General features: G+C 62.2%; 19 protein-coding genes and 1 tRNA gene. 14 read left to right on the forward strand and 6 right to left on the reverse strand.

What is annotated here, in order from left to right; genetic code table 11:
- Positions 1 to 8: 8 nt before the first annotated feature.
- Positions 9 to 1,346: an ABC transporter substrate-binding protein gene (locus tag QRX41_RS03305; protein ID WP_183129820.1), complete on the reverse strand. Its 1,338-nt coding sequence runs from the start codon at positions 1,344 to 1,346 to the stop codon at positions 9 to 11.
- A 319-nt stretch (positions 1,347 to 1,665) separates the two neighbouring features.
- On the opposite strand from QRX41_RS03305, the gene QRX41_RS03310 reads away from it, so the two are divergent.
- Positions 1,666 to 2,703: a LacI family DNA-binding transcriptional regulator gene (locus QRX41_RS03310; protein WP_110413628.1), complete on the forward strand. Its 1,038-nt coding sequence runs from the start codon at positions 1,666 to 1,668 to the stop codon at positions 2,701 to 2,703.
- 73 nt (positions 2,704 to 2,776) lie between these two features.
- Here QRX41_RS03310 and QRX41_RS03315 read toward each other — a convergent pair whose 3' ends face one another.
- Together QRX41_RS03315 and fbaA are read right to left on the reverse strand one after the other, a co-directional pair.
- Complete coding sequence (locus tag QRX41_RS03315) at positions 2,777 to 4,078, reverse strand: adenylosuccinate synthase (RefSeq protein WP_029678349.1); 1,302 nt, start codon at positions 4,076 to 4,078, stop codon at positions 2,777 to 2,779.
- A gap of 194 nt (positions 4,079 to 4,272) precedes the next feature.
- The gene (gene fbaA / locus QRX41_RS03320; RefSeq protein ID WP_313838650.1) at positions 4,273 to 5,337 is read right to left on the reverse strand and encodes a class II fructose-bisphosphate aldolase; all 1,065 of its coding nucleotides are present in this window, start codon (positions 5,335 to 5,337) and stop codon (positions 4,273 to 4,275) included.
- 274 nt (positions 5,338 to 5,611) lie between these two features.
- Here fbaA and QRX41_RS03325 point away from each other — a divergent pair, with 274 nt between their 5' ends.
- The 5 genes from QRX41_RS03325 (at position 5,612) to rlmB (ending at position 11,442) form a co-directional block, all read left to right on the forward strand.
- Positions 5,612 to 6,604 carry a nucleoside hydrolase gene (locus tag QRX41_RS03325; RefSeq protein ID WP_313838651.1) on the forward strand — a complete coding sequence of 331 codons (993 nt, stop codon included), beginning with the start codon at positions 5,612 to 5,614 and terminating at the stop codon, positions 6,602 to 6,604.
- Positions 6,605 to 6,617: 13 nt separating this feature from the next.
- Positions 6,618 to 8,021, forward strand: a complete 1,404-nt coding sequence (locus tag QRX41_RS03330; protein ID WP_045925037.1) for an MFS transporter — start codon at positions 6,618 to 6,620, stop codon at positions 8,019 to 8,021.
- An 854-nt stretch (positions 8,022 to 8,875) separates the two neighbouring features.
- Complete coding sequence (gene dcd, locus QRX41_RS03335) at positions 8,876 to 9,457, forward strand: dCTP deaminase (protein WP_045925038.1); 582 nt, start codon at positions 8,876 to 8,878, stop codon at positions 9,455 to 9,457.
- A gap of 107 nt (positions 9,458 to 9,564) precedes the next feature.
- Positions 9,565 to 10,335: a carboxymuconolactone decarboxylase family protein gene (locus tag QRX41_RS03340; protein WP_313838653.1), complete on the forward strand. Its 771-nt coding sequence runs from the start codon at positions 9,565 to 9,567 to the stop codon at positions 10,333 to 10,335.
- Between the two features lie 114 nt (positions 10,336 to 10,449).
- A complete protein-coding gene (gene rlmB, locus QRX41_RS03345; RefSeq protein WP_121914881.1) occupies positions 10,450 to 11,442 on the forward strand; it encodes a 23S rRNA (guanosine(2251)-2'-O)-methyltransferase RlmB in 993 nt (330 codons plus the stop codon).
- Positions 11,443 to 11,545: 103 nt separating this feature from the next.
- On the opposite strand, the gene QRX41_RS03350 is transcribed toward rlmB, so the two are convergent.
- The 3 genes from QRX41_RS03350 to QRX41_RS03360 form a co-directional block, all read right to left on the reverse strand.
- Complete coding sequence (locus tag QRX41_RS03350) at positions 11,546 to 13,222, reverse strand: DUF4032 domain-containing protein (protein WP_313838656.1); 1,677 nt, start codon at positions 13,220 to 13,222, stop codon at positions 11,546 to 11,548.
- Between the two features lie 172 nt (positions 13,223 to 13,394).
- Positions 13,395 to 14,522, reverse strand: a complete 1,128-nt coding sequence (locus QRX41_RS03355) for an ABC transporter ATP-binding protein (protein ID WP_306221524.1) — start codon at positions 14,520 to 14,522, stop codon at positions 13,395 to 13,397.
- Positions 14,523 to 14,725: 203 nt separating this feature from the next.
- Entirely contained in the window at positions 14,726 to 15,124 is a 399-nt protein-coding gene (locus QRX41_RS03360) for a carboxymuconolactone decarboxylase family protein (RefSeq protein WP_045925043.1), read from the reverse strand.
- 171 nt (positions 15,125 to 15,295) lie between these two features.
- On the opposite strand from QRX41_RS03360, the gene QRX41_RS03365 reads away from it, so the two are divergent.
- The 8 genes from QRX41_RS03365 to QRX41_RS03400 all read left to right on the forward strand — a co-directional run.
- On the forward strand, positions 15,296 to 17,299 hold the full coding sequence (locus QRX41_RS03365) for a serine/threonine-protein kinase (protein WP_313838659.1): 2,004 nt from the start codon (positions 15,296 to 15,298) through the stop codon (positions 17,297 to 17,299).
- A 61-nt stretch (positions 17,300 to 17,360) separates the two neighbouring features.
- Positions 17,361 to 18,284: a DsbA family protein gene (locus tag QRX41_RS03370; protein ID WP_045925045.1), complete on the forward strand. Its 924-nt coding sequence runs from the start codon at positions 17,361 to 17,363 to the stop codon at positions 18,282 to 18,284.
- 109 nt (positions 18,285 to 18,393) lie between these two features.
- Positions 18,394 to 18,467, forward strand: a tRNA-Thr gene (locus tag QRX41_RS03375).
- Positions 18,468 to 18,870: 403 nt separating this feature from the next.
- Positions 18,871 to 20,274: an aggregation-promoting factor C-terminal-like domain-containing protein gene (locus QRX41_RS03380; protein ID WP_313838662.1), complete on the forward strand. Its 1,404-nt coding sequence runs from the start codon at positions 18,871 to 18,873 to the stop codon at positions 20,272 to 20,274.
- A 32-nt stretch (positions 20,275 to 20,306) separates the two neighbouring features.
- Positions 20,307 to 21,188 (forward strand): 16S rRNA (adenine(1518)-N(6)/adenine(1519)-N(6))-dimethyltransferase RsmA, encoded by an 882-nt coding sequence (gene rsmA / locus QRX41_RS03385; RefSeq protein WP_313838664.1) that lies wholly within the window; start codon positions 20,307 to 20,309, stop codon positions 21,186 to 21,188.
- Positions 21,185 to 22,105 (forward strand): 4-(cytidine 5'-diphospho)-2-C-methyl-D-erythritol kinase, encoded by a 921-nt coding sequence (locus QRX41_RS03390; protein WP_313838666.1) that lies wholly within the window; start codon positions 21,185 to 21,187, stop codon positions 22,103 to 22,105. Before rsmA ends, QRX41_RS03390 begins: the two co-directional genes overlap by 4 nt.
- Positions 22,106 to 22,115: 10 nt before the next feature.
- Positions 22,116 to 22,727 carry a LytR C-terminal domain-containing protein gene (locus tag QRX41_RS03395; protein ID WP_029676096.1) on the forward strand — a complete coding sequence of 204 codons (612 nt, stop codon included), beginning with the start codon at positions 22,116 to 22,118 and terminating at the stop codon, positions 22,725 to 22,727.
- Between the two features lie 233 nt (positions 22,728 to 22,960).
- The coding region (locus tag QRX41_RS03400) for an RCC1 domain-containing protein (RefSeq protein WP_313838668.1) at positions 22,961 to 24,410 on the forward strand (1,450 nt) is incomplete at its 3' end.

Genomic DNA, 24,410 nt, shown 5'->3' on the forward strand with positions numbered 1-24,410 from the left:
ATGCGTGCTCAATGCCGCACCTCTTGGCTATACTCCTGCTGAATCTTTTCCGTAAACTGCTGAGCGGTAAGACTGTTGTCGAGCAAGAGCTGGAAATTGGGAATGAACCCACTTGACTGGATTCCAGCTGTGGCGTTGTTGATGAAGTCAGTCGATCTGCCCGAATCGAAAACATCCTTGTAATAGTCAAACATGCTGCGCTGAAGAGCACTCTGCGCCTTGGGCAGGGATTGGCCCTCGACTGTCTTCGGGTAGTACCCGCTGACATTCGCTATGATCTGCCGGGCTTCATCACTCTGCGTGTAATTGAGGAAGCAGGCTGCTGCGTCTTTGTTTCGGGAGTTCTTAGGAATTCCGAAGAAGCTTCCCGCATTGGCTGCAATGCTTGGCTGCTCATTGGCAGAATTCGCCGGGAAGGGAATGAATTGCACATCGTCACCCATGGCTTTAGCCACCGTTGCCAAATTCCAGTTTCCACTGGGGAAGAACACACCCTCGCCGGCGGTGAATCTGCTTAAGGCGGTGGAAGCATCGATGGCATTGACCCCTTGTGGCAAATACCCCTCTTTATTCCAATCCTGAAGTTTTTGCGCCGCCTCCTTTGAACCCTTGGTCCTGAAATCAGCTTTTGGCTTTTGCAATATCCAGTCCTGCACCGACTGCACCGAGTCAGTGTTGGTCATCATCGCTTGGAAAGCGAATGATGTCCCGCCGTCCTTCGCATAGGTCATCATAGGAATGAGGCCTGCGTCCTTAGCTTTGCCCATATCCGATTCAAATTCATCCAAGGTGCGGGGAAGATCGGCAATTCCTGCCTTAGCCGTCAGCTTGGTATTGACATACACACCTGAAACCGAATAGGAATTGGGCAGCGCATATAAGTCGCCATCACCGAGTCTGCCCTTGGCATCAGCCCTATACAGTTGCGTTTGGGACTTGGGGACCTTCCATCCGTATGCTTTTACATACGGTTCGAGGGATATCACATGGTGACCGCTGACCGCAGTGTTGACATCCGTCAGGCGCGCTATATCCGGAGCATCGGTGGAAGAGATGACACGCGGTCCATTTTGAGCCGAAACATTGTCCGGATCATAGTTTGCCTTGATATGAATGTTAGGGTATTTGCTCTGGAACCCCTTGATGAGCGCATCGTCTACTGTCTTGAGCCCTGCGCCGTCCCAGAGTTTAAGCTCATACGACTTCGAGCCCATATCCGTACTGACTGAAGACGGCTCATTGCTACTCTCAGATGAGCCAGTGGAACCTGGCCCACACGCTGCAAGCGAAAGAATCATTCCTGTTGCAAGCAGGGCCACACCACCTTGCTTAATCACTGATTTCATCATTGTTTCTACTCCTCAAATGTTCACAACACTGATGAACATGTAAAACCGATTTTATTCATGTTAAATAAATGATAAACTGTGACCTATCCTCCTAATATTGATAGATTTGTAATATCGGTTGCACACAGTGTATAAAACACTTCCTCACATGTCAAATCGATCCTTCTGGATGCTTGCCGATGACTCACCAACCACAACAATGACTGATTGCGGCATTGGCCGGCTCTGATCGTCTCTGTTCATCAGAAGTTACCGTTGTAAAATCGGTTGTACTAACACTGCGACATACTGTGACACCAACCAAGGGGCGTAAGAGATGAGAGAGCCGACTATTTATGATGTAGCCAAGGAAGCTGGGGTGTCTGCGTCAACGGTTTCCAGAGCGCTCCAAGGCAAGAACCGTGTTTCAGACAACACCAGAGCCAAAGTATTTGAAGCGAGCGCAAGGCTCGGATTCACCGCTTCAAAGGAAGCATCAAGGCTCCGCAGCGGTAAGACAGGCAGAATAGCGCTGATTGTCGGTAATCACCTTTCAGGATGGTACAGTTCCGAACTTGCTGAAGGAGTCTATTCAGCACTCTGCGAAGAAGGGTATGACCTGCTGTCTTATCGGGTAGCAGATAAAAAACAACGCGCTGAATTCTTCTCTTCGATGCCAGTCAAGCGCAACGCCGATGCCATGATCATCTCGTCCTTCGCCCTTACCGACCAAGAGGGGCAGACCTTGCGCAGCACCGGCATGCCCATCGTGGGTGTCAACACCATGCATTTGGATGACCGCTACAGTAATGCATCAATCGGAGTCGATGAAGTCACCACTACCAGGGATCTAATTCGCCGCCTGATCGCCATCGGTCATACCAACATCGCATATCTCAAACGGACACAATTCAACAAGGACTTCGTCTGGGATGCCGACCAGCGCATAACTGGCTACCACCTTGGGCTTGAAGAGGGAGCCATTCCCAGAAGAGACGACTACGAGATTGCAATCCCCTACCAAGGAGACATCGGCAAGCTGGCAGCCAGTGCAATTCTGGCACTGGCCCCACGCCCGACAGCAGTATGCTGCATCAGCGACGAAGTGGCCATATGCCTGGTCCATGAACTCCGCCGTTTGGGAATTCGGGTACCGGATGACATATCAGTGGTGGGGTTTGACGACAGAGAACTGGCCGGCCCCCTAGGCATTTCAACAGTGCGTCATGAGCCAAACGCCTACGGCCGGACAGCTGCACAAATGGCTATTCGCTTGGCCAATGGAAATAAACTGCCCCACCGCCGTATTACTGCTAAAGCCACATTCATACTGAGGGAGACCATGGGGCCCGCACCTAAAATCAGCGGCCAGTGACTCACGCCGCTGAACCCGACTCTTGACCGCCCCGGGAAAGGCGGGCAGACAGGGCCAAACTCATGGATCTTCCTCAGTCGATCAGAGAATGGATCTGCACGATCTGGTCGCGGCCCGGACCCGAGCCCACGGCCGAGATGCGGCAGCCGGACAGGTCCTCCAGGCGGTGGATGTAGTCCTTGGCCTTGGTCGGGAACTCCTCGAAGCTCTTGGCGCCGGAAATGTCCTCGCGCCAGCCCGGCAGCTCCTCGTACACCGGCTGGGCGGATTGGAACTCGGCCTGGTCCACAGGCATCTGATCCACCCTGACCCTGGAGCCGTCGGAGCGGGTGATGTCGTAGCCCACGCAGACCGGGATGGTCTCCAGACCAGAGAGGACATCCAGCTTGGTCAGCACGATGTCGGTCAGGCCGTTGATCTGCACTGCATAGCGGCTGACCAGCGCGTCGAACCAGCCGCAGCGGCGGGAGCGGCCGGTGGTCACCCCGTACTCGTGACCCTGACGGCGCAGCCATTCGCCCTGCTCGTTGTCCAGCTCCGTGGGGAAGGGCCCCTCCCCCACACGGGTCACATAGGCCTTGGCCACGCCGACCACCCGGTCGATCTTGGTCGGGCCCACGCCGGTGCCGGTGCAGGCGCCCCCGGCTGTGCAGTTGGATGAAGTGACGAAGGGATAGGTGCCATGGTCCACGTCCAGCATGGTGGCCTGTCCCCCCTCGAAGAGGACATTCTTGCCCTGCTCCAGGGCCTGGTTGAGCATCAATGAGGTATTCGCCACATAGGGCTTGAGCCGTTCGGCGTATCCTGCCAGCTCTTCAACGGTGGCCTCCACCTCGATGGCCCGACGATTGTAAAGCTTGACCAGCATCTGGTTCTTCTGGTGCAGGCTGGCCTCCACCTTGTCGCGCAGGTGGTCGACATTGAACAGGTCGTGCACACGAATGCCCACACGGTTGATTTTGTCGGCATAGGCCGGGCCGATCCCGCGGCCTGTCGTGCCGATCTTATGTTTGCCCAAGAAGCGCTCGGTCACCTTGTCCAGCGTCCGGTGGTAGGGGGCGATGATGTGCGCAGACTCGCTGATCCGCAACCGGCTGCAGTCCACGCCACGGGACTGGAGCCCATCGATCTCCTCGAAGAGGGCGGCCGGGTCGACCACGACGCCGTTGCCGATGACCGGGGTGATGGCCGGGTGAATGATCCCCGAGGGCAGAAGATGGAGGGCGTATTCCTGATCGCCCACGACCACGGTATGGCCGGCGTTGTTGCCCCCGTTGAACCTGGCGACGTAGTCCATGTGCTCGCCGATCAGATCCGTTGCCTTGCCCTTGCCCTCGTCGCCCCACTGGGCCCCGACGATCACGATTCCAGGCATACGATGCTCCTTATCCGCTGGTCGCCATCCAAGGAAAACAAAGGCAGACCATCCATAGACGAGCCTAACCCTACGTATGGAGCGGAAGACAGACCGACCCAGGCACCAACCCTGGCATCAGAAGGCCCGACAGGCTCAGCAGCCGATCGTAAGTTCCCCGCTTGCAGGGCCCTACTCGGATAGGAAATCACCAATCATCTCATGGCCCGTCCTGCACTGCCCAGCTGCTGGCAGGCCTGGACCACGCGCGCCGCCATCCCGTCCTCGGCCTGGCGTCCCCAAGAACGGGGGTCGTACTCGCTCTTTTCGCCAACCTCCCCATCCACCTTGAGGACCTTGTCATAGTTGGCGAACATGTGCCCGGCCACAGCCCTAGTGAAGGCGTACTGGGTGTCGGTGTCCACATTCATCTTGACCACGCCATGAGCGACGGCCGAGGCGATCTCTTCCGGCTGCGAGCCAGAGCCCCCATGGAAGACCAAAAGGAAGGGCTTGTCGGCAGGGGCATCCGGGGCGGGGATGCCGCCGACCTGTCCATCGGATATGGCTCTGGCCGTCCTGGCCTGGATCTGCCCCAGCAGATCGGGCCTTAGCTTGACCACACCGGGCTTGTAGGACCCATGCACGTTGCCGAAGGTAAAGGCCACCATGTAGCGGCCGCGCTCACCCAGGCCCAGGGCATCGACCACCCTGGGGCCATCCTCGGGCGAGGAATAGAGCCGTTGGTCGATAGCCGCCGAGTGACCGTCCTCCTCGCCGCCGACTGTTCCCACTTCGATCTCCAAAACGGTGTGGGCGGCGCGGGACAGCTCCAGCAGCTCTGCCGCCGTGGCCAAATTCTCCCGCAAGGGCAAGCCGGAACCGTCCCACATGTGCGACTGGAAGAGCGGATCCTGACCGTGAGCCACCTGGTCCTTCTCGTAGGCCAGCAGGGGACGCACCCACTCGTCCAAGTATTGCGGGGCGCAGTGATCCGTATGCAGGGCCACGGTGATGCTTGGATAGCGGGCGATCACCTCGTGGGCGAATCTGGCAAAGGCGATGGAGCCAGCCACCCGGTCGGCCAAACGCTGTCCGGACAGGTAGGCGGCTCCTCCGACTGAGATCTGGATGATCCCGTCGGACTGGGCTTCGTCCAGCCCCTGCAGGGCCGCGTTCAGGGTCTGCGTGCTGGTCACATTGATGGCGGGATAGGCGTAGGACCCCCGTCTGGCCGCATCGAGCATTGCCGCATACCGTTCAGGAGTCGCTAAAGTCATACCCTCATTATCGTCGGTTGCGCGGAAAAGCGGCCGGCCACTCGCAGCTGCAGACATCACCGATGGATTTGCAGGTCTCTGCCCTGATGGCGAACACCCCGCGACGCACTTTGACAAGCCTCCGAGCCGCAGGTAGTTTAGCTCCGTACAGTTTGATGAAACGTTACATCAAACAGGTTGTTTGTTTCACGGCAGTAACGAATCAGCCTAGGGAAGGCACGACATAGGTAAGCAGAGGGTTGGGGCTGCCCATCCTTCTGGGAAGGAGACCAACGTGTCAGCAAGCAAGGAAACCGTCCGCAAGATCATCCTGGATCTGGACACTGGCATCGATGACACGCTGGCCCTGTCCTACGTCCTGGGTTCCCCAGACGCCGAACTGATCGGGATCACCGGCACCTACGGCAACGTAGTGCTCGGCCAAGGCGTCGACAACGATCTGCGGCTGCTGGCCATGTATGGCAGGGAGGACATCCCGGTCTTCAAGGGAATCGATCACCCCAGCACGGCCGAATCCTTCAGCGTTCCGCCGGACTCCGAAATCTTCCACGGGGCCAACGGCACCGGCAACATTGAAATCCCTGCACGCACCGACCGGCAGGCCAGCCAGCAGAGCTCAGTGGACTTCATCATCGACGCGGTCCGCCGCTACTCCAAGGGCGAGCTGGTCGTGGTGCCCACCGGCGCTCTGACCACCATCGCCGCCGCCCTGGAAAAGGCCCCCGACATCGTCGACCGCATCAGCATTGTCATGATGGGCGGCACGCTGACCCAGCCGGGCAACGTAGGACCCTTCGCGGAAGCCAACATCAACCAGGATCCCGAGGCCGCCAACCGGGTCTTCGCCACCACCGCAGACATCACTATGGTCGGCCTGGACGTGACCACCCAGGCGCTGATGAGCCGCGAGGACACCGAGGCCCTGCGCGCCACAGGCACCAGCGCCGGCCGCTTCCTGGCAGACATGACCGACTACTACATCGACATCAGCGAAAAGGAGAGCGGGGTCTACCTGGGCGGCTGCAACCTGCACGACCCCCTGGCCGCCGCCGTGGCCATCGACCCCAGCCTGGTCACCACCTTCGCCACCAACCTGATGGTCGAGACCGAGGGGCCACAGCGGGCCCGCACCATCGGCGACCCCAGCAGGCTTCTGGACACGGTCAAGAACACCAAGGTGGCCCTGTCAGTCGACGCCGAGCGGTTCACCCGGCGCTTCATGGACAGGCTTCTGACCCTGGTGCGCAAGACCGAGAGCGAACGATAGAAGGACGGCAGTCATGAGCGAATCCATCACCACCGAGGCTACCGAAGCGACCGTGGACGAAAACCGCCGCAGCACCAAGCGGGCCCTGCCGGCCCTGCTGACCATCTTCCTGCTGGGCACCCTGATGATCCAGGCCTTCAACCTGGTCTTCCAGAACGTGGGCGACTCCCTGGGGATGTCCGCCAACGCCTCGCTGATCAGCACCCTGCCCGGCATCGTCCTGGGCGTGGTCTGCATGCTCTACGGAACCCTCTGCGACTACATCTCCCCCCGGAAGATGACCCTGTTCGGCGTGGGCGCCCTGATCATCGGCAGCCTCCTGGGCTTCTTCGGCGCATCGAACTTCTGGGCCGTGGTCCTGGCCCGCATGATCCAGACCGCGGGTGGCCAGGTGGCCGGCTCGGTCTTCCTGGTCATGGCCATGAAATACCTGAGCGACAAGGAGCGCGCCTTCTATCTGGGCATCTTCAACGCTGTCTACTACGCATCCTCTGCCGTGGGCATCTTCGCTGGCGGACTGATCACCTCCATCGATTGGCGCTACCTCTTCCTGGTGCCGCTGGTCTCCGTTCTTTTGATCCCTCCGGTGCTCAAATACACGCCTGACACCGGCATTAAGGGCGAGCGCATCGATGTCTTCGGCATCGCCCTGTTCGCGCTGATCGCCGGGTTCGTGGCCGTCTACTTCTCCTTCCCGGCCACTTGGATGCTGGGAGTGCTGGCCATCCTGATCCTGATTTTCGCCGGCTATGTCTGGAAGGGCGCCAACCCCTTCCTGAGCCGCGGGTTCGTGACCAACGGCGCCTACATGGCTGTCCTGCTGGCCCTCTTCGTCTTCTACTTCTTCAACTTCGCCTGCGTGCCCATCTACAACGTGATCGGCGACCGCATCTACGGAATCTCCCTGAGCCAGGTCTCCCTCTGCCTGACCATCGTCTACATCGTGGCCACCCTGGTGGGCTGCCTGTCCGGAGTCATCATGAACGCCATGGGACGCCTGCCCATGCTGATCCTGTCTGCCCTGCTCATGATCGCCGGAGCTGCAGGTTCGGCCCTGATGCTCACCTCGGGCTTCTGGGTCCTGACCGCGCTGGCCTCGGTCTTCATCGCCGGCATCACCATGTCCTACACGCCCCTCTACGACTCCTTCTCGGCCACCCTGCCCGTGGATCAGAACGGACGCGGCATCGGCATCGGAGATCTGATGATGAACACCTCGGCCTCCATCGGCATGGCCGTCTACAGCGGACTCATGGCCAATCCCCAATTCGGGTCGCATGCACTGGCGGGCGTCAAGACCGGCATCCAGGCCCAGGTGGCCAACATGTTCTGGGTCATGGCGCTGGCCGCCCTGCTGGCCCTGATCATCGTGGCCGTCTTCCACAAGGCCATGTCAGCCAAGGCTCCCCAGGAGTAAGGCTGGTGTGACCCACACATACTTGGTCGGATAGCCGCACGGCCCGGTCCGCTCTTCCCAGCCTTGGGAATGGGTCAGGTCCAGGCCCGGCACCCGGCCGCGCGAACCGGGGAGGAAGCGGAGTTCGGACTGCTTTCGGCATTGTGATAGTCCCCCTCTTCCCTCAGCCGCCGAAGGCAAGAAGATCGCCGCCCCTCCCCCCGGTGGAGGACCCCCGTCATAGCCATAACTGACGGGGGTTCTTCCATATCTTCATATCTTCAGCTCCTGTCTTCAATTCTGTGCCTACGACTCGGGCCGTACACCGAAACACAATTTATACAGACATCAGAGAAGAGGAATCTGAACCAGAGAATGCGAGTGCCCGGAACTTTCGAGCCCATCTTGGAGATTAGCCGACCTTGAGTCTCAAATCCAAAGGAGATGGAAGCTCAAGGAACAGAAGCCCGGCCCGATCAAACACTAGACGTCTCATGGTTTTGCGAATGCCCTGCTGTCCTGCAATAAGCCTCATCGAACTCAATCGAGCCATTGGCCAGGTGGTTTCACGTGAAACGTCGGCGCACTGATCCTTCCCCCAAAATGAAGAGAACCCGGCGGTGCTTGAACACCGCCGGGCGAGAGAGAAGAAAGGGAAATCAGTTGTCGGACGGAGGTCAACCGCCCGTTCGGTTTTTGAGCCGATATCTATAGTAAAGAACAACTACCTTGTAGTGACGATAGTGTTATCTGAAAATTCTCTGTGAATCCGGCCAGGTCAGAAAGCGGGCATAGGGCCGGTTAGACTGGATTCCGGATAGTTTCCCGTCAGAGGAGAGACCCTCGATCAACGAACCTGAAGGAGATACCTAGGCATGTTGCTCAGCGACCATGACATCCTGGATGCCCACCAGGCAGGACACCTGAATCTGGACCCGTGGACGCCTGCCATGGTCCAGCCCTCCAGCGTGGACGTGCGCCTGGACCGCTACTTCCGGGTCTTCAACAACCATCAGTACACCTACGTGGATCCGGCAGAGGACCAGGGCGCACTGACCGAGCAGTTCGAGGTGCCCAAGGACGAACCCTGGATCCTGCATCCAGGCGAGTTCGTTCTGGGATCCACCTGGGAGTACGTCAAGCTGGACTCGACGCTGGCCGCACGGCTGGAGGGCAAGAGCTCCCTGGGCCGTCTGGGCATTCTGACCCACTCCACCGCCGGGTTCGTCGATCCGGGCTTCGAAGGGCACATCACCCTGGAGCTGTCCAACGTGAGCACCCTGCCTGTCAAGCTCTGGCCTGGCATGAAGATCGGCCAGATGTGCTTCTTCCAGCTCTCCTCGCCCGCACAGTACCCCTATGGATCCAAGCACAACGGCTCCCACTACCAGGGCCAGCGCGGTCCGACCCCTTCCCGCTCCTACGTCAACTTCTACAAGGCCGACGTCTCGGGCTGACTGCCAGCAGCCGCTTCCGCCATCACCTTGACTTCGAGCGCACTCGAAGGGGTATAGCTGAACCTGCCGGAATGACCCGGCCAAGATGACGGCAAGGAGATCAACCCATGGCAATCAAACAAACGGCGGGCCACGACCAACTCGGTCGGCTCGCACCACAATTCGCCCACCTCAACGACGATGTGCTCTTCGGCCAGGTCTGGTCCCGCGAGGACGAACTTTCGGCTCGGGACCGCAGCATGATCACCTGCGCAGGTCTGATGAGCATGGGGCTCTTCCCCCAGTTGAAGAGCCATATGGCCATGGCCAAGGGCAATGGCGTTACCCGCACTGAAATGGTGGCGCTGATCACCCACCTGGCCTTCTACGCGGGATGGCCCAAGGCATGGTCGGCTTTCGACCTGGCCAAGGAGGTCTATGGTGAGGGCGACAGCGACGACGAGAGCCGGGATACTGCTGCAACCCCATCTAAAGCCGGGACTGAGCCGGATTCAGGGCCCTATCCATTGGGAGATTCGGCAGACGGACCCAACTTCACCGGCCATGTCTGGCTGCACCCTCTGACCGATCCGGACGCGGAATGCTCAGCCAGCAATGTGACCTTCGCACCCGGATGCGTCAACCGTTGGCACACCCACCCGCATGGCCAGCTCCTGATCGTCACCGCCGGGCAAGGGTGGGAGCAGGAGGAAGGCCATCAGCCGCGCAGACTGGAACCAGGTGATGTGGTCTTCTGCCCGGCTGGCGTCAGACACTGGCACGGGGCTTCAGGCCGGTCATCCATGGCCCACATCGCCGTCACCCCGGCATCGAAGGGACAGTCCCCGGTCGAGTGGATGGAGTTCCCAGATCCTGATCAGGTAGCCGCTCTGGGATGACCCGCACGGCCGATCCGCCCGGCCTGAACGATAAAGGTAGAGCGTGTCTTCGCCCTGCAGATATTGAGGCCGACCGATATCTGACCGGTTCCCGCCTGCCTTTACACTGAAGACATGGCTAACAAGAAAGGCCCGACCAAGGGTTCGGGCGGCAAGCACCGCAACAAACTGCGCGGCCGGGGGCCTACCCCCAAGGCCGAGGATCGCGTCTACCACAAGGCCTACAAGGCCCGGCAGGCGGCCCAGCGCAGACAGGCGGCCGACCCACGCCTGGCGGCCCGCCGCCGGGCCGACCGGTTCACCTCCGATTCCGACGACCTGGTCATCGGCCGCAACGCCGTCCTGGAAGCCCTGCGCGTAGGAGTCCCGGCCAGCCAGCTCTATCTGGCCGCCCGGATGGAACACGACGACAGGACCAGGGAGATCGTGCGGCTGGCAGGACAGGAGGGACTCAACCTGCTGGAAGCCGACCGTCTGGAGATGAACCGCATCGCCCGGTCCGGCAACCACCAGGGCGTGGTCCTCAAGGTGCAGCCCTACCAGTACGCCTCCCTGCAGAGCCTGGTCGACAGGGCCGAAAAACACGCGGCCGCCCTGGAAGGGGCCGACCAAGCGACCAGGGTTGCCGCCCGCCCGCTGTTCATCGCCCTGGACGGGGTCACCGACCCACAGAATCTGGGGGCAGTGATCCGTTCAGCCGCGGCCTTCGGAGCCTCGGGGGTGGTTCTGCCCGAGCGTCGCAGCGCCTCGGTCACAGCCGCAGCCTGGAAGGTGTCTGCCGGGGCCGCCGCCCATCTGCCCGTGGCCCGTGTGGTCAATCTGACCAAGGCCATTCAAGGACTCAAGGAGCGCGGCTACTATGCGGTCGGCCTGGACGGCGCGGGCACCACCACAGTGGGCGAGACAGGCTTCGAAACCGATCCGCTGGTGGTGGTCCTGGGCTCCGAGGGCAAGGGACTGAGCCGCCTGGTCCGAGAGAACTGCGATGCCCTGGCCTCCATCCCCATCTCCAGCTCGGTGGAATCCCTGAACGCTTCGGTGGCGGCCGGCATCAGCCTGTACGCCGTAGCCATGGCACGCCGACGGTCCGCCAGCCAAGCCAAATAGCCCCAGACAGGCACCGGCAATCTGAAGACGGGCAGACCCAAGCGGCAACAGCCTGCGCGCCTCAGCCAGCATGCATCAGACCGGTGCCGCACAAACCCAAGAGTCAACTGGAGGCCCAGACCGCATCATCCTGATCGTCCTCGTCGGCAGCCGCATCCAGGCTGCCAGGGGCGTAGACCGATCTCAGCGAGCTTCGGCCGCCATTGGCGTCTTCAAAGGCCGGCTGCGACGGCACCTCCCCGCCTGCCCGGTCACGATCCTTCTGGGCGCCCGCTCCGGTCTGGCCTCCAACACTGGTTTGGCCAGTCATCCCACTGTTGGCTGCGTCATGGCCCCCCTCCTCATGGCCACTTGCATCCTTGTCAGTCTGATCACGGGCAGTTTGCTTACTCTGACCAGCCTGGGCATGGGCGTCCTGCCAACTCATCTCGTCATCGACCACCCCGGCATCGGCCTCTTCGTTGATGGTCTTCATGTCCTCGGAGTCCAGCCGGTACTCGGGCAGGGACTCGCTGATGTAGCTCTGCACGGCCTCGGCCATGGGCACGTCGTGGCCGGCCTTCTCGGCCATCAGCCAGCGGTGGGTCAGCACCTCATGGAAGAACTGGGCCGGTTCGATCTGCGAGCGGTATTCCGGCGGGATCATGCGCACGGTGGGCTCGAAGACCTCGCGCATCCAGTCGGTGGCCACAATCTCCAGGTCCTCGCCCTGCCGCCAGGTGGATGCCCGGTAGGCATCCAGATCGTTGAGCAACCGCCGGGCCTGGTTCTCCTGCACATCCAGACCGGTCAGCCGCAGCAGCTTGCGGGAGGCATAGCCGGCATCGACCACCCTGGGGCGCACCAGCACCCGGTTGCCGTCCTCCTCGGTCTTCATCTCCAGCTCGTCCACGTCGAAGCCCAGATCGTTGAGCCGGTTGACGCGGCGCTCGATCTTCCACATCTCGTCCGGATCGAAGCTGTCCACGTCCGTCAGGGCGCTCCAGAGGGAGTGGTAGCGGTCCACCAGCCGGTTGCCCACGCCGACCTCGTCCACCTCGCCGGCCAGCAGGTTGCCCGAATCCAGATCCATGAGCTCGCCGATGATGTTGGTTCTGGCCAGGTCGATATCGTACTCGCGCTGACCGTCGGTCAGGCTGGCGTGCAGATCGCCGGTCTCGGCATCGACCAGGAAGGCCGAGAAAGCATCGGCGTCGCGCAGGAAGAGCACGTTGGACAGGGAGACGTCGCCCCAGTAGAAGCCGGCCAAATGAAGCCTTACCAGAAGAACCGCCAGAGCATCGATCAGCCGCTCGGCCGTGTCCGGACGCAGGTTGCGGGCAAAGAGGGCACGGTAGGGCAGCGAGAACTTCAGGTGCTGGGTGACCAGCATGGCCTCAAGGGGCTCGCCCTCGCGAGTGTGCCGACCGGTGACCACGGCGATGGGGTTGACCGTAGGCAGCTCCAGCTTTTGCAGCTTGCGCAGGAGCTCGTACTCACGCTCCGCCACCCGCTGGGTGATCTCTTTCATGGCATAGACATCGTCGCCTACGTGGACGAAGCGCACCACGTGCCGGGATATGCCTCTGGGCAGGTTGGCCAGCAGATCCCGGGGCCAGGTGGCCAGCGGCCTCTCCCAGGGCAGGGTGAACATCCTGGGGTTGGAGCTGGTGGCTGTGATGTGCAGGGCTGCCGGCTCCCGCTCGGAGGAGGGGCCGGCCGTGGTCTTTATCGAGGTGGCTTTCATGGCGCGGGGGTCCAGAGAGGAGGCCGTCGCCCGGTTGATATTCACGCTAGTCATGCTTCATCCATCCCATCGCCGCCCATCCTATACGGGAAGAGCCCCGCACGGATGCGCCGCGCGGGGCTCCTGGTCACCCGGTCGAACAAGGAAAGGAGATGATATCAATGATCGATACAGGCCCTGCGGACCGGCGGGAAACCGTGGCCGAACCGCAGGGTCGCAGGAAGACTCAGTTCAGCCGCAGCTCGCTGGCCGGGGAGAACAGGTGCATCTTCTCAGGATCGATGTGGATCTTGACCACGTCGCCCACCTTGGGCAGGTCGCGCGGATTGACGCGGATGGTGGTCAACTTGTTCTGGTCAGACATGACGATGGCCTGCTCAGCCGCGCTGTTGTCGGTCAGAATGTTGCCGTAGATGTAGCCGTCGGAGCCCAGATCCTCCACGTTGGCCACCTTCAGGGAGAAGGCATCAGGCTCGTCGGCACCGGCCAGAGAAGCATTCTCGGGACGGAAGCCGACGACGATCTTGCCCTGGTCGTCGGGGGTCAGCTTGTCGACGGCTTCGCGCGGCAGGCTGATGGTGTCCTCGCCGATCTTGGCCTGCCCGTTGACCACGGGGTGGATGTTGATGTTCATGGAGGGCGAGCCGATGAAGCCGGCCACGAAGACGTTCTCGGGCCGATCGTAGAGCTCGGTAGGCGCACCGACCTGCTGCAGGACGCCCAGCTTGATGACGGCGATCCTGTCGCCCATGGTCAGAGCCTCGGTCTGATCGTGGGTCACATACAGGGTGGTGACGTTGAGCTGACGCTGCAGGGCGGCGATCTGGGTACGGGTCTGGACACGCAGCTTGGCGTCCAGGTTGGACAGAGGCTCATCCATCAGGAAGACCTTGGGCTGACGCACAATGGCGCGCCCCATGGCCACACGCTGACGCTGACCACCGGACAGAGCCTTGGGCTTGCGGTCCAGGTACTCGGTCAAATCCAGCACCTCGGCGGCCTTCTCCACCCGCTGGCGAATCTCGTCCTTGGGGGTGCCGGCGATCTTCAGGGCGAAGCCCATGTTGTCGGCAACGGTCATATGAGGGTAAAGGGCGTAGTTCTGAAAGACCATGGCGATGTCGCGGTCCTTGGGCTGCATGGTCGTCACGTCCTTGTCGCCAATCATGATGCGGCCCTTGTTGACCTCCTCAAGGCCGGCCAGCATGCGCAGGGTGGTGGACTTTCCGCAGCCGGAAGGCCCTACCAGAACAAGGAATTCACCGTCTCTAATGTCCAGACTGAGGTCACTTACCGAGGGCTCATCGTTGCCCGGGTAGATACGAGTGACGTGGTCGAATACCACTTCTGCCATTATTCATCCTTTCATCGGCAGGTACGTGCCGAACGATCCGTAGTGAAGGGGTTGATGTTCACTGTGGTTTCCGTCCCGGGGTCAACACCGACATCGGTATGGCCATGCGACGGTTTTCTATTTTGTGGTTAAGAGAAACTCTCCCTTGAGCCAGTGCCCACTATACACCAGGGTCTGAATCCGACGTGTGAACCCTTGCCGACTCAATCCTTGGACTTGTCGGAATCTTCAGAGCCGCGCTCGAAGACCGTCCTTGCCACGTTGATCGCGTTGATGACCCTCGGGAATCCCACGTACGGAGCACATTGGAGTATGGCTTCGACCACAGCCTCCTTGCTCAGCCCAACATTCAGGGCCCCCTGTATGTGAACGGCCAGTTGCGGAGCCGTGTCGCCCTGCGTAACCAGACTGCCTATCGTGACCAGCTCCCGCTGCTGGAGATCAAGTCCTTTCCGGGTGTATATGTCGCCAAAAGCGAATTCGACAATCCAGCGACCCAGGTCCGGCGCTATGTCCTGAAGAGAGTCGATGACAGCCTGACCTCCCTTGCCGTCGATAGCGGCCAAGGCCTCAGAGCCCTTTTCAAAGCGCGAAGCTTCCATGAAGCCCCTTCTTTCTATTGTTCTGCATACTTCCCCGCCGAGAATATTGTATCAGCGCCTGTTTACGCATTATGCCGCCGGTGGTGGAGCCAACTCCGGCAATCCCGGACACGGCGAAACAGCAGAGGCCGCAATCAGGTGCTTTTCAAGCTGTCGGGGCACAATGGAGATATGAGCGATCTTGAGGGTTTGGACCTAAGGCCGGGACGGCTGGTCGGGGGCTACACCCTGATTGAGCCCCTGGGCGGCGGAGCCATGGGGTCCGTCTGGCGCGCGCGGGATGGCGGGGGCCAGGACTACGCCATGAAGATCCTGCGGGAATCCCTGGAGGAGGACGAGCAGGTCTCGCCAGACAGCTCCGACGAACGCGACCGCGCCTCGGCCCGCGAGCGCCTGCGACGCGAGGCTCTGGCCCTGCAACGGATCCGTCATCCGGGCGTCTGCCGGATCGTGGATATGGAACTTGATGATGCCCTGGCCTTCATCGTGACCGAACTGATCGAGGGGCGCAACCTGCGCGACGACGTGGCCGTCAACGGCCCCTATCGGGGCGACGACCTGGAACGGCTGGCACGGAAGCTGACCGATGCAGTCGCGGCCGTCCACCAGGCGGGCATCGTCCACCGGGACATCAAACCCACCAATGTCATGATTTCGGTCTCGGGTCCGGTGCTGGTGGACTTTGGCATCGCCATGGGCCAGGGGCAGAGCCATGTGACCCGGACCGGGCTGGTCATGGGAACCCCTGGCTTCATCGCTCCGGAGATCATCGACGGAGCCGAGGCCGACCAGGGAACCGACTGGTGGAGCACAGCCGCAGTTCTGGCCTATGCAGCCACCGGGCGGGCGGTCTTCGGCGACAAACCCATGATGGCGGTCCTGGAGCGGGAAGCCTCGGGCAACGCTGACCTGTCCGGGCTGCCCATGGGCACCATGAGAGCCCTGCGCTCGGCACTCTCCCCCGACCGGGGGGCGCGTTGCACGCCCCAGGAGCTCCTGGAGGCCATCAGCCGGGATGCCATGGATCCGCAGGCCTGGCAAGGGGAGCAAGACGACCAGGAACCCGGCAAGGGCGGTCAGGGGACGATGCGCCCTTTTGGCGGCGGCTCTTCGGAGGCTGACGGGCAGGCCGACGCGCCCACCATGGTCGTTGAGCCGGCCACCATGCCCATGCCGCCGATCACCCAGGCCGATCCAGACAGTCCGCGGACGGCCTGGTCACGACCTCCGACAGATAAGGGAACCGATGAGCAGACGACCCTCCTGCCCGACTCGGAACAGCCCACCAGCCTCTTGAATCCCCTTCCGGCAGCCCAGGAGCAGCAGGAGCAGACGCAGACCTGGCAGGATCTCCAGCCTGCAGCCGATCGGCAAGATCTGCAAGCCACTACCGTCCAGGATCCGCTACCGCCGGCACGGCTCCTGCCCAGCGGATACGGCAATGACGCAAACGCCCACTGGTTGGGAGACCAGCCCCCTGCCCAGATGCGACGCCTGCGCTACCTGAAGGCCGGAACCCCTTGCCTGGTCATGCTGGGAATGCTTCCTGCCCTGCTGACAGCACTGGCTCCGGTTTCGGCGCTGGCAACCGCCGGAATCCTTCTCTGGGCCCTGAGCACTGCCGGATGGAGCATCAAAGCCCAGATCGAACGCGAGCTGCGCCGCGACGGCCCTCGGCGGGGCACCGACCGCCTGCTGAACGCAGCCGCCCTCCCCTGGCACCTGCTCAAGGGCCTGGGGGCCGCCCTGCTGCGCCTGCCGGGCATGATCCTTGTCCAGGTTTTGGTCGCTCTGCCGCTGACCTGGGCGGGCGCCCTCACCACCGTCCGCGCAGGCCTGACCTTGGGCGAGCACCTGCTGGCCCTCCCCCTGCCAGCGGCCAGGCCGCTGTCCGCCGGCGGACTGGCCATGGCCCTGGCGACGCTGGCAGGCTGGCTGCTGACGACCCTGCCGACGCAGAACCGCTCAGCCCCCAAAGCCAACAGCGGCAACATGGTCCTGCGGCTGGCGGCGGGTCGCATCCCCATGGGCCGCCAGGATCCCACGGCGCCAGGCAACCCCCGCCGCAGGTGGATCCTGCTCCTGATCTGGCTGCTGATCATTGCCGTCCTCCTGGCCGGGCTGATCGCCCAGCCCTCCATGGACTGGGCCCCCATCCACCTCCTGCGCGCCTAAGGCCGCGCTCCACCCCTGGCGGCTACACTATGCTCAGTACGCCAAGGAAAGGATCCAGGTCATGTCCAAGGGCAAGCAGAACCGCAAGGCCGCGCTCAAGGCCCAGGAAGAGGCCCGTCGGCTCCAGGAGGCCAAGGAACGCCGCCAGCAGACCATGATCGGCGTCATCGTCACCGTGGCGCTCGTCGCGCTGATCGCTCTGGGCGGATTCCTGTACTGGCGCAGCCATCGCCCGGTCAAGACCCAGGACCTGGAGCAGGCTCGTCAGGCCGTCGCCAAGGTCAAGGAAAAGCCCTCGGCCGCCAATGACCAGGGCGGCTTTCTGATCAGCTCCCAAGGGCTGGGCAAACCGGTGGCCAAGGCTCCGACAGTGGAGATCTACATGGACTTCATGTGCCCGGGCTGCGGCGCCCTGCATCGCGGACTGGACTCCACCCTGACCGGTCTGGTGGATGCCGGGCAGATCAACCTGGTCATCTATCCCATGAGCTTCATGGACAGGCTCTCCACCGACAACTACTCGACCAGGACGGGCACGGCCACCATCTACGTGGCCCAGCACGATCCGGACCACCTGCTGCCCTTCATCGCCAATCTCTACGCCAAGGACTTCCAGCCGGACGAGTCCGACTACCACCCCATCAGCAACGACAAGATCCGCCAACAGGCCATCAAGGCCGGGGTTGATCCCAAGGTTGCTGACCAGGCGGTCAAGGGCCACTACCGGGCTTGGATCAAGGCCATGGACACCTACACCCCCCTGCGCAAGGAGCTCTGGAATCCCTCCGGGTCCAACAAGGGGCAGATGACCACGCCCACGGTCCGCATCAACGGCAGTTACTGGGAGCTGGGCAACCTGTCCCAAGCAGGTCTGGACTACCGCTCGGGCCTGCTCAAGGCTCTGGGCCTGGACCAGTCCAAGGTGGGCGTCAAGGGCGCCATGCCCGCCATCGGCGCCTCCGGCCAACCGCGCTCGCTGGACTGAACCGGGCAGGTCGAGAGAAATTTCGCGTCCAGCGTCCCCCTTGGGGGCACGGTGATGGTACGATATCATTCCGTACCGCGGCCCGGAGCTGTAATGGACCACCGGGACCGCCTCCTTAGCTCAGTTGGCCAGAGCAGCCGCCTTGTAAGCGGCAGGTCGTCAGTTCGACTCTGACAGGAGGCTCTACGCCAGGAACGAACCATAAAATCCGATTATTCAGCTTTGTCTCCGGGCAGGCTATAATGATGGACATTACCTGGATAATTGCAAATACTTCCCTCGAGTAAGTCATTTCGGAGGCTCGTTCTCCGAAGTACGAACGGAGCTTTTCCCCAACCATCTCCGTTCGTATTCGAGGACGGGATCATTCCCCTTCATTCCCGTCCTCTTGACGTTGATCCGCCGGCCCAGGGCCCGGGTCTTGAAAAGCCGACTGACCGATGACGGTCAAGTCGGCTTTTTTATTGCCACCCGTCTGTGACAAATGTGGATGTTTGCCCGACCTTGCTGATTGTCTGGCTTGGCTCCATGCCCGCGCCGCTAGAATTGCCAGGTACAGACAAGGCAGGAACGGGGAGGCGAGCACATGGCCAGACGCTGGACGCCGCGGCGTTTCGTCGTGCTCAGAAGGATCCGCGTGGCATCCTGCGCACTCCTGGTCGTTCTGGCCATGGTCCTGGCCTTCGGCATCACCGCACGCAAGAGCGTGGCTTTAAGCGTCAACGGCCAGACCAAAATGGTGACCACCTACGCCTACAGCGTGGACGGCCTGCTGCGCCAGCAGGGGATCAAGGTCAAGACCCACGACCTGGTCGATTCCACCTCCGGAGGCCAGCTGAACAACCATGCGGCAGTCACCGTACGTTCCGCCTATCAGACCACCATCGTCATCCAGGGCCAGCGGGTGCCTTTCTGGACTACAGCCACCAGCATGGACCAGCTGCTGGGATTCTTCGAGGAGAACCGCAAGCAGGCCATGAAGGTCACTGTGGATATAGGCAACGTCTACAACCAGCTGACCGGCGGTCTGGTCATCAACCAGGCGGGGCCGGTCACGGTCGTGGCCGACGGGAAGACCTCGGTGGCCCCTGACGGCAAGCTTCCGGCTGCCTCCATCCTGGACTCCAAGGGCATTGTGCTGGGCAAGGAGGACCGGGTTAGCGTGGAGCACGACCAAGGCGCAACCGTGCTGCGTGTCCGACGGGTCACCCACGGGAACACCCAGAAGACCATCCCCCTGGCCTTTGCTACACGTACCGTGGTCGACCCGAGCCTGGCGCCAGGCCAGACCCAGATCCGACAGGAGGGGGTAGCCGGCCAGCGTCTGCAGACCATCCAGGTCACCTATGTGGACGGACAGGCAGAATCGGAGCAGGTCGTTAAGGAAGAGACTGTGGCCATGCCAGTGGACCAGGTGGTGGCCGTCGGCCCTGACAAGCCAAAGGAGGGGCAGAACAGCGGGCAGCAGTCCAAGGACCAGGGATCCGATCACGCCAAGGACACCTCCTCCCCAAGCGCCTCGCCGAGCAAGGATGCGCAGTCGGGAAAGACAACTGCCACGCCCCCGCAGGCATCACAGCCATCAGGCTCGAATGCAACGACCAAGCCGGATCCCCCGAGCCAGGCCGAAAACACACCAGCCCCGCCGCCATCGCCAAGCCCATCGCCAAGCGGCCTTTGGCATGCAGGACCCGGCCTAGCCCAAGCCTATGCCTCGGGTGCAGCTGCTCAGCGCGGATGGACAGGTTCGCAATTCGATGACCTGGTGAAACTCTGGAACAAGGAGTCAGGATGGCAATGGGATGCCGAGAACCTTTCCGGTGCCTACGGCATCCCCCAAAGCCTGCCGGGCTCTAAAATGAGTCAATTCGGTGCCAACTGGCGTGACGATGCTGCCATCCAAATCGACTGGGGCCTCTGGTATATCGGCCAACGATACGGAAACCCCAGCACGGCCTGGCACCACTCCGAGCAGTACAACTGGTACTGACCTCCTACTACATTCACGAGCAACGAACCGACATGAACACTAGAAGCGAGAGCGACCGCCTTCTGGGTGCCGCCGATATCCGACGCATCGCCGACCAAGCGGGCATCCATCCCACCAAGCGTCTGGGCCAGAACTTCGTTATCGATCCAGGCACTGTCCGCAGGATCGTCCGCCTGGCAGGGGTGAAACCCGGTCAGTCCGTTCTGGAGGTGGGTCCAGGTCTGGGATCCCTGACCCTGGGGCTGCTGGAGGCGGGCTGCCTGGTGACCGCCGACGAGATCGACTCCGGACTGGCCCGGCGTCTGCCTCAGACCGTCAGCGAACGCATGCCGGAAGCCCTGGACCGGCTGACCGTGATCAACCGGGATGCCCTGACCCTGACCCCTCAGCTGGCAGGCGAGGCGGGCAGAAGCGCCGACCTGACCCTGGTAGCCAACCTGCCCTACAACGTAGCCACTCCCATCATCCTGACCCTCCTGGCCCGGTTCGCCAATCTGAGCCGGTTCCTGGTCATGGTCCAAAAGGAAGTGGCGGACCGCCTGACTGCTGGCCCGGGTTCCAAGGTCTACGGCGCCCCCAGCCTGAAACTGGCCTGGTACGGCCATACCGCCCAAGCGGGAAGGATCGGGCGTCACGTCTTCTGGCCTGCTCCCAATGTCGACTCGGCCCTGGTCTCCTTTGTCCGTGACGAGGAAGGGCACATCGGCGAGGACGAGCGCACGCGGATTCGGGTTTTCGCTCTGATCGACGCCGCCTTCGGCCAGCGCCGCAAGACCCTGCATGCTGCCCTTAAGGGCCTGGTGCCCCCCGAAGCCTTCAAGGCGGCGGGCATCGATCCGAGCCGGCGCGGAGAGACCATGACCATTGCGGAATTCGCCGCCCTGGAGCGGTCCGGCCGCGAGGTGGCCGCGTGAGCCCCGCCGTCGGCAGGGAGGGGATCGCCCTGGACTGCCCGGCAAAGATCAACCTGCTGCTTCGGGTCGGACCCGCCCGGGCGGATTGGGGTGGCCGTCACCGCCTGGACACCATCTACAGTGCCGTAAGCATCCTGGACAGGGTGGAACTGCGCCCAAGAGAGCCTGGCAGCGGCTTCAGGCTGCATATGGAGGGCGAGCATCTGGGCGATCTGGCCGACAATGACGCTGATCCCCATGCAAACCTGGCCGTCAAGGCCCTCCTAGCCATGGCTCAGGCCACCGGGCACCAGCCGGATGTGGCCATCCGCATCATCAAGCGGATACCGGTGGGCGCCGGGCTGGCCGGGGGATCCACGGATGCAGCCGGAACCATGCTGGGCCTGAACCGGCTCTGGAAGCTCGGGCTGGGTGCAGCTGATCTGGATGGGATCGCCGCCGGGCTGGGCGCAGACCTGCCCTTCTGCCTGCATGGCGGTCTCAGCCACGGCTCGGGTTTCGGCCAGGTTCTGGAGCCCTTGGATCCAACAGGCGCGGAGGCTCGAAGTGTGCGCAATGCCGGACTGACCGGCCGCCTGCTGGTCGGCGCCTATGAAGAGCAGCTGAGCACGGCCCAGGTATACAAGGCCTTCGACGCGATCGGCCCCGGCCCCGGCGACCTGAACGACCTGCAAAAAACCGCCTGTGCTCTTCACCCACGCTCGCTCCTGGCTCTGGATCTTGCCCGGCGGGCAGGGGCAGGGCCAGCTTTCGTCTCGGGATCCGGCCCATCGGTGGTGGCTATGGTTCCTCACTTGGACCAAGCGGCTACACTGATAAGACTCTGGCGGGAGCAGAATGCCGTAGACAGAATCATTGAGGCTGACTCGCCAGTCCTGCCCAGGATGGCCCCCCTGCGAGTCACCCATGGACAGTAGAGTAGGCAACATGACGAATCCCGAACCACTCGACGAACGCGAGGCCCGCAGGCAGTTCGTACGACGGCGGCAGAAGATGGTCTTCACTATAGCCGTCAGCGCCCTGGTGGTCATCCTGGTCATCTGTGGTCTGATCATCTTCGGATCCATCGGGCATACCGCCAAACACGCCACCATCGCCAAGCCCAACTATGGGGTCGCTGTGCCCTGTCCGCCCGACAAGTCCAAGCTGGTCAACCACCCCGACATCCGTGTGCGGGTGCTCAACGGAACCAACAAGTCCGGTCTGGCCACTGCTCTGGCGTCGGCCCTGCGCAATCGGGGATTCAACATGCAGGATGTGGCGGACTATCCGGGCAAGACCGAGACAGCGCGCACCCAGATACGCTTTGGCGCCTCGGCCATTGACCGCGGCTACACGGTGGGGTCCCAATTCAACGATGCCGTTCTGGTCATGGACGACCGCAGCGACGATCTGATCGATGTGGTCATCGGGGCAACCTTTACCGATCTGAACGACGAGGACAGCACCTCTGTCGTAGGCCGTAACATCAAAGCCATCAAGGGCTGCCTGGCTGACCCCTCCTCCCTGAAGAACCTGCCCAAGGCTCCCAAGGCCTGACACCGCAGCAATGTTGCCGGCCTGGCATCCCGCCCAGGAGCGCGGACCCGGCTGTTGTAGAACCTTCAACCGGAGGCGTTTGCGCGCATGGTATGGTAATAGGTGTAACACCTTGGGGTCGTGGGTGTTTGGGGACTTGATACAGTTTCTTAGTACAGCTTTTTGCTACAGTTTTGAGTGCGATGTCCGGGGGATGCTGTATCAGGCTCTGCGAAGAAGGGGGTCGACTCATCATGCGTCAGCGTTCGGGCATGGCAGCAGCAGCCCTGGCCTTTCTCCTAGCCCTGTCCTGCACACCGGCTTTGGCCGGGAGCACCGGCAATCCATCCGGAGAAGCCACGCCCACCACCCTGGACAAACAGCAGGGGGATGATAGCCTGCAGGCCGTATCGCCGTCCTCCTCCCCACCAATGTCTTCCCCACCAATGTCTTCCCCATCAACGTCCTCACCCCTGCCAACGTCCTCACCCCTGAGCCACACGACCCCGATGCCTTCCTCACCCACGCTCGACACTGCCGGCGATGCTGCCGGCGTCCAGGCCCGGTCCTCCGCAGCCTGGACGGTCAGCTTCGATACGGCAGGCGGCAGCAGCGTTGGCAGGCAGACCATCCCCGACGGGGGCCAGGCCAGTCGGCCCAGCCCCGACCCCGCCAGGGACGGATACCTGTTCGACGGCTGGTTCCAAGGCGACGTCGCCTACGACTTCACCCAGCCCGTCACCGGCAGCATCACCCTCACCGCCCACTGGACCAAGGGAGACGGCCATTGGGCCATCAGCCCCAGCCAAGGGCCCATAGCCGGGGGCGCCAAGGTCACCCTCACACCGCCCGCACAGCGCGGCATCAGACTCAGCCAGCTCAGCATGGGCGGCCTTCATTCCGCGGCCATCAGCTCGGACGGCAACCTCTACACCTGGGGAGACAATGGCGCCGGCGAGCTGGGCGACGGCACCAACACCAACCGGTCCACACCAGTCCAAGTCAAAAAGCCCAAGGGCACGCCGGAAAAATTCATTTGGAAAGAAGTCAGTATAGGCTGGGACCATTCTGCGGCATTCGGTTCGGACGGCAACCTCTACATCTGGGGCCAAAACGGCCGCGGCCAGCTGGGCGACGGCACCACCACCAAGCGGAACACACCGGCCCCGGTCGACAAGCCCCAAGGCACGCCAGCAGGATTCACCTGGAAACAATTCACCCTAGGCGACTTGAGTACCGCGGCATTCGGTTCGGACGGCAACCTCTACATCTGGGGAAACAACCAGTATGGGCAGCTGGGCAACGGCACCACCACGAACCAGACCAGGCCGATCAAGGTCGACAAGCCCCAAGGCACGCCAGCAGGATTCACCTGGAAACAGGCCAGCCTTAGCTGCAATCATTCCGGAGCTATAGGCTCGGACGGCAACCTCTACACCTGGGGATGGAACTTCAGCGGCCAGCTGGGCGACGGCACCACTACCGACCGGCACACGCCCACCCTGGTCAACAAGCCCCAAGGCGCACCAGCCGGGTTCACCTGGAAACAGGTCAACCTAGGCTGGCAACATTCCGCGGCAATCGGCTCGGACGGCAACCTCTACACCTGGGGGCAGAACTACAGAACCCAGCTGGGCGACGGCACCAACACCGACCGGCACACGCCCACCCTGGTCAACAAGCCCCAAGGCGCACCAGCCGGGT

Origin of the sequence: Bifidobacterium kimbladii (assembly GCF_032193675.1) — a bacterium.
GTDB classification, from domain to species: domain Bacteria; phylum Actinomycetota; class Actinomycetes; order Actinomycetales; family Bifidobacteriaceae; genus Bombiscardovia; species Bombiscardovia kimbladii.